Below are 6,082 nucleotides of genomic sequence, written 5' to 3' on the forward strand. Positions count from 1 at the left end.
TCCTGACCGTAGAGGACATCGTCCGCTTCGCGCGGTCGCGCAACATCCTCTGCCAAGGACGCGGCTCGGCCGCGAACTCTGCCGTCTGCTATTGCCTGGGCGTCACCGAAGTAGACCCCGCACGCATGAACGTCCTGTTCGAGCGCTTCGTAAGTGAAGAGCGAAAGGAGCCTCCCGACATCGACATCGATTTCGAGCACCAGAGGCGCGAAGAAGTCATGCAGTACATCTACAGAAAGTACGGGCGTGATCGAGCAGCGCTCACGGGCGTGGTCACCACATACCGCTCGAAGTCTGCGCTGCGCGACGTCGGGAAGGCCTTGGGATTCCCGCTGGAAGTTGCCGAGCAGCTGGCCAAGTCTGCCTTTGGCACAGATGAAGAATGGATCAGCGATGCGTGTCTCGCAGAAAACGGCCTGGACCGCACACGGCCGCTCGTCGCGAAGTGGATAGATCTCGCGGATGAGGTGCGCGGCTTTCCGCGGCACCTGAGCCAGCACACAGGCGGCTTCGTGATCGCGCGCGACAAGCTCAGCCGCCTCGTGCCTGTGGAAAACGCGGCGATGGAGGACCGAAGCATCATCCAGTGGGACAAGGACGACCTCGACGTGCTGGGCCTGCTGAAGGTGGACTGCCTTGCCCTGGGCATGTTGACGGCGATTCATCGCGCGCTGGACCTCGTTGGGGAAAAACGCGGCGGCGGCCCGATGCGCATGCAGGACGTGCCCGCCGAGGACGCACTGACGTATCAGATGATCCAGCGCGCCGACACGGTGGGCGTCTTTCAGATCGAAAGCCGGGCGCAAATGACCATGCTCCCGCGGTTGAAACCGGTCTGCTTCTACGACCTGGTCATTCAGGTGGCGATCGTCCGGCCGGGACCGATACAGGGCGGCATGGTCCACCCGTATCTGCGCCGGCGAGCTGGCGAAGAAGCGATCGAATATCCCAGCGAAGAAATTCGCGCCGCGACCGAACGCACGCTGGGTATTCCGCTCTTTCAAGAACAGGTAATGCAAATCGCAATGGCCGCAGCCGACTTCACGCCCGGAGAAGCGGACCAGCTGCGCCGCGCAATGGGCGCCTGGCGCAAGCGCGGCGGCCTCGAGCCGCATCAGCAGAAGCTCGTTCAGCGCATGCTGGCCAAGGGCTACACACAGGAGTTCGCCGACCGGATTGCGAAGCAAATCGAAGGATTCGGCAGCTATGGCTTCCCCGAAAGTCACGCAGCCAGCTTTGCGCTGCTGGTGTACGTCAGCTGCTGGCTGAAACGACACCATCCGGACGCGTTCTTGGCGGCGCTGCTCAACAGCCAACCGATGGGCTTCTACGCGCCGGCCCAGCTCGTGCGCGATGGGCGCGAGCACGGCGTTGTCATTCGACCGATCGACGTGCAGGTGAGTGCTTGGGACAGCACGCTCGAAGAGCACGCGAAGACCGCGAACCCGTCCTCGCGCTGGGACACGCGCTATCGCGAGCAGCTGCGCGCGGTGCGCTTGGGTTTCTCGCGCATCGGCGGCATGCGCGCGGCCGCAGCTGAGCGTATCGTCGCAGCGCGCGGGGCCGTGCCCTTTGCCAGCGTCGAGGATCTGACGCGGCGGGCTCAGCTCGACGGGCACGACCTGAAATGCCTTGCTGGCGCTGACGCGTTGCTTTCCGTGGCGGGACACAGACCCGATGCGGTATGGGCGGCCGCGGGGGTGGACACGCGACCCACGGAAATGCTTCGAGAGGCTAGGACTTTCGAAGATCCCGTCGAGTTCGCCAGCCCGGAAGAGGGCGCTGAAATCTTCGACGATTACGCGACGATGGGTCTCACACTGCGCCGGCATCCCCTCGCATTGCTGCGCGAACAACTCGCAGCTCTCGGCGTATGGACTTCGGACAGCTTGCGAACGGTAGCCGAGGATCGTCAAAAAGTCCGCGCATGCGGCATCGTTACCCACAGACAGCAGCCAAGCACTGCCAGCGGAGTAATTTTTGCAACACTCGAGGATGAAACAGGTACGACGAACATCATCGTCTGGCCATCAATCGCGGAAGAGCAGCGTCGAGCGCTGCGCGGGTCAATGCTTCTTACGGTCGATGGAATTTGGCAGTCGGAGAAGGGGGTTCAGTCGCTCGTTGCAAGCCAGTTGACCGACCACACGAGTCTGCTGCAAGGTCTGCGCGTCAGTAGCAGAGATTTCCGTTAGAGCGTGCCTTTTTTTGGCGCTTGGCAGCACGTACAACGCGTTGGCGCACTGGCGGAGAGAAGTCGCCCATTCCTACAGTTTCGCAAGCCGGCGCATGCCAGTCTGCGCCCATACAAACTCTATGAAGAAGCACTCCCATGACCAATACTTCTCGCTTCGTCGCGACCGCGGCAGTCTCGGCCTTGATGTTTTTGGGCCTGCCATCCCATGGCGCGGGCAAGCTCGCATCCGCTGACGAATCGCTGCTTAAGGACATCGCGCAGGCCAACATCGCAGAAGTCGAGAGCGGAAAGCTGGCGGTCGACAAGTCCGGCAATGCCGAAGTTAAAAAATTTGCCCAGATGATGGTCGAGGATCATTCGAAAGGTCTTGCCGACGTAAAGACCTTGGCATCGGCCAAAGGAGTGGATCTGCCCGACGGTCCGGATGCGAAGCACAAAGCAGTGATGGTCGAATTCAAGACGCTGTCCGGAGGACTGTTCGACAGTCGCTACGTTAAGCAAGCGGGTGTCGGCGATCACGAGGCAACAGAAAAACTCCTCAAGAAAACGCAGGCTGACGCCAAGGACTCGGATCTGAAAGCGCTAGCAACCAAGATGTTGCCGGTGGTGCAGAGCCATCTGCAGCACGCTAAGGATCTGGCTAGCAAGACCGCAAGCAAATAACTAGTCAAAGTGGTCTGGCAGCGGCCGTCGCTGCCTTTTGGGGAGAACATCTATGTCGGTCATTTGGACAATCATCATCGGTTTCCTGGCAGGGCTGGTCGCCCGCGCGGTCTTACCAGGACGTCAATCACTAGGGATCATCTGGACGACGCTGCTGGGAATCGTGGGCTCCCTCGTCGCAACTTACGCGGGGCAAGCCATGGGTTGGTACACAGCGGGTACGACTGCAGGTTTTCTCGCGTCGGTCATCGGCGCCGTGATCGTGCTGGCCCTATACGGCCTTATTGCGAAGCGCACTTGACCCTACGGAAGCAGGCGCTATGCACTCCCCCAAGCTCCTGAAACGGAGGCAGGCTGGTCAGTAACGATGTTCAAGATCATTCTCGGGATTGCGGCAGGTCCTCTGCTCGCGGTTTGCATGTTTTCAGCCGCTCTCGTACTTGCACTGATGCACTTGGTCGCCTTGCCGGGTTTGTATGTGTGGGAGCGTTACCTTGAGCGCCGCTCTCGCAAGCCTATACCTCGTGACTGAAAATTTAGCCGCTAAATTTGAATCAACGTTTACCCAGCCCAAGCAGTGCTTCGTCACCCGGCCTATGCGGTTGAGTAGTATTCGCGGTTCCATTTGAGGGCATCGGGAAGGGCCATGTGAATTTTTGAGGGTTGTGATCGCGTTGTCCTCTGAGGTCGGAGCGATAGGTCAACTGTCTTTACTTCGGAGTCCGTTTGACTGGTGCGACGCCGCCGGCCTTTGTCGTTGCCGGATCGCTAGGCAACTCCACTGGGGTGCGGCCGTCTGGATTTGCCCCTTTGGTGGGCTGTGGTGTTTTTGCAGGGCTGCCGGGTGAATGAACGCTTCGTCGCTGGGTCATGGCTTTCTCCTATGAGGCAGAAGAGTGAAACATGACTCCTTATCGCTCGTCGCACGTAGGCAAGCACCGCGTTCTGGCCAAGAATCTTGCGGAAGAATTACAGCCAAATCGTGGCAAGCATCGCCATTGCAGCAGCGCCCATCACACCAGTGGCCGCCCAGCCGACGATTTTCCATTTGAAAGGGATGACCAAGTCCCCCATGACCTTCGGGCTCGATCCAGCGAGCATTACCCCAGCCATGATTGGCACCGAGCTCACGGCATTGATCACCGCGGCGTACACCAACGCTTTCATCGGGTTGATGCCCGACACACCGATGGCCAGTCCGAGCAGCATTGCCGCAGCAAGAATTCCATAGAAGGCCGGTGCGCCAGCCGCCGGGCGGTCCAGCCCCTTGCGCACGCCGAGCATGCTGGCCAGCGCGTAGGCGGCCGAGCCGGCCAGCACGGGCAGTGCGAGCATCCCCGTGCCAACGACGCCGAGGCCGAACAGCACGAACGCGGCATTTCCTGCGATGGGCTTGAGCGCCTCGGCGGCCTGCGATGTTGTCTCGATCTGGGTCTGCCCATGGGCATGCAGCGTGGCCGCAGTAGCGAGGATCATGAAAAACGCGACGGCGTTGGAGAATCCCATGCCGATCCACGTGTCGGTCTTCAGTCTTCCCAATTGCGCAGGTGCCTGATGGGGCGCTCGCTTGAGGGCTTGGTCTTCCGGTACCCGCCGGATTTCCTCCACTTCCTGGGAGGCTTGCCAGAAGAACAAGTATGGGCTGATGGTGGTGCCCAGAATTGCCACCACCGTCGTCACGAATTCCTTGTTCCACTGGAAGCGCGGCCACAACGCGCCCTTGAGCGCTTCGAGCCAATCGACGTGCGCAGCAAACGCAACAGCAACGTAGGCGAGCAGCGACAAGGTGAGCCACTTCAGCACACGCACATAGCGTTCATAGGGCAGCCAAATTTGCAGCCCGAGCGACAGTATCCCGAAGAAGACGGCATAGGCAACTTTCGGCCCACCAATCACCAGTGCCGTCACATCTCCCATCGCGTTCAGGTCAGCGCCCAGGTTGATGACGTTCGCTACAAGCAGTGATGCAATCAGCAGCCACACCACGGGCGCAGGCCATAGGCGAGTAAATGCCTCCGTCAGACCCCGTCCACTGACGCGGCCAATGCGCGCGCTTGCAAGCTGGATGCCGACCATCAATGGATAGGTCAAAAGCAACGTCCAGCCAACGGTGTAGCCGAACTGGGCGCCTGCTTGCGAGTAGGTTGCGATACCGCTTGGATCGTCGTCGGCGGCACCGGTGATAAGGCCTGGTCCCAGCTTGGCGAACCAGCGCATTTTGCCGCGGGAACTTTCGCCGAGAGATTTTGAATCAGGCAAGTCTGACATGACGCGCTCCGGCTGTATGTTGTTGGCCTGCGGAACCCGTGGCAACTCTGTCGCGTGCAGTCTTGGCTGTCATGCGCCAATGGCGCAGTTGTGGGTAGGCCTAAGGCCCGGCTCGCACGTGCAGATCAAGTGCGTTTATTCCTACAAAAATGAAAACAGGCACCCCCTAATTTCCGTTGCTGCTTTGCCTGAACAGCGATTGCTTCGGCCCGCAACCTGCTTGCTTGACCATCTTTACAGGGACGTTTTCATCATGAGAGCTCTTACCTACCAGTCGTCGAAGAACGTAAGCGTGGAGACCGTACCCGACCCGGTGCTCGAGCAGGACGACGATGTGCTGCTTCGCGTGACCGCGACGGCAATCTGCGGCTCCGACCTCCACATCTTCCGCGGCAAGATCCCGGACATGGAGTCCGGCGACATCCTGGGCCACGAGTTCATGGGCATCGTGGAGGAAACAGGGAAGGGAGTCACGCGCCTGAAGAAAGGCGACCGCGTGGTCGTGCCTTTCACCATTGCATGCGGTCAGTGCTTCTTCTGCAACAAGACCTTGTTCGCTGCCTGCGAGACGACAAACCCCGGGCGCGGCGCCATCCTCAACAAAAAGAACGTGCGCTCCGGTGCGGGACTGTTCGGCTACTCGCACCTGTACGGCGGCTATCCGGGCGGGCAGGCGGAGTTCGTGCGAGTGCCCAAGGCAAACGTGGGCCCGCTCGTGATTCCGCCGGGGCTGGCCGACGAGCAGGTGCTGTTCCTGTCGGACATACTGCCCACCGGCTACCAGGCTGCTGTGAACGGAGAGTTGGGACCGGGCTCGACGGTGGCCATCTTCGGCGCGGGGCCGGTCGGCCTGATGGCGGCGAGCTTGCTCAGGCCCTGCTTCTGCAGGCGGTTGGCCACCTCGACGATCAGGATGCCGTGCTTGCTGATGAGGCCCATCAGCGTCACCAGGCC

The 6,082-nt window shown here is 60.6% G+C and carries 5 protein-coding genes; 4 read left to right on the forward strand and 1 reads right to left on the reverse strand.

What is annotated here, in order from left to right:
- The 3 genes from QMO14_RS32525 to QMO14_RS32535 form a co-directional block, all read left to right on the forward strand.
- The coding region (locus QMO14_RS32525; RefSeq protein ID WP_301512227.1) for an error-prone DNA polymerase at positions 1-2,195 on the forward strand (2,195 nt) is incomplete at its 5' end.
- A 137-nt stretch (positions 2,196-2,332) separates the two neighbouring features.
- The gene (locus QMO14_RS32530; RefSeq protein ID WP_301512229.1) at positions 2,333-2,860 is read left to right on the forward strand and encodes a DUF4142 domain-containing protein; all 528 of its coding nucleotides are present in this window, start codon (positions 2,333-2,335) and stop codon (positions 2,858-2,860) included.
- Positions 2,861-2,912: 52 nt separating this feature from the next.
- Entirely contained in the window at positions 2,913-3,161 is a 249-nt protein-coding gene (locus QMO14_RS32535) for a GlsB/YeaQ/YmgE family stress response membrane protein (protein WP_301512230.1), read from the forward strand.
- A gap of 668 nt (positions 3,162-3,829) precedes the next feature.
- On the opposite strand, the gene QMO14_RS32540 is transcribed toward QMO14_RS32535, so the two are convergent.
- On the reverse strand, positions 3,830-5,128 hold the full coding sequence (locus QMO14_RS32540) for an NRAMP family divalent metal transporter (RefSeq protein ID WP_301512232.1): 1,299 nt from the start codon (positions 5,126-5,128) through the stop codon (positions 3,830-3,832).
- Between the two features lie 253 nt (positions 5,129-5,381).
- On the opposite strand from QMO14_RS32540, the gene QMO14_RS32545 reads away from it, so the two are divergent.
- Positions 5,382-6,082: alcohol dehydrogenase catalytic domain-containing protein (locus QMO14_RS32545; RefSeq protein ID WP_301512233.1), on the forward strand; the 701-nt coding region annotated here is incomplete at its 3' end.

Origin of the sequence: Variovorax sp. CAN15, from assembly GCF_030462475.1 — a bacterium.
Lineage (GTDB): Bacteria > Pseudomonadota > Gammaproteobacteria > Burkholderiales > Burkholderiaceae_C > Variovorax.

Bases quoted from the DNA above. Each gene is read 5' to 3' on its own strand.
- QMO14_RS32540 (WP_301512232.1), bottom strand. From the start codon at position 5,128: ATGTCAGACTTGCCTGATTCAAAATCTCTCGGCGAAAGTTCCCGCGGC.
- QMO14_RS32535 (WP_301512230.1), top strand. From the start codon at position 2,913: ATGTCGGTCATTTGGACAATCATCATCGGTTTCCTGGCAGGGCTGGTC.
- QMO14_RS32530 (WP_301512229.1), top strand. From the start codon at position 2,333: ATGACCAATACTTCTCGCTTCGTCGCGACCGCGGCAGTCTCGGCCTTG.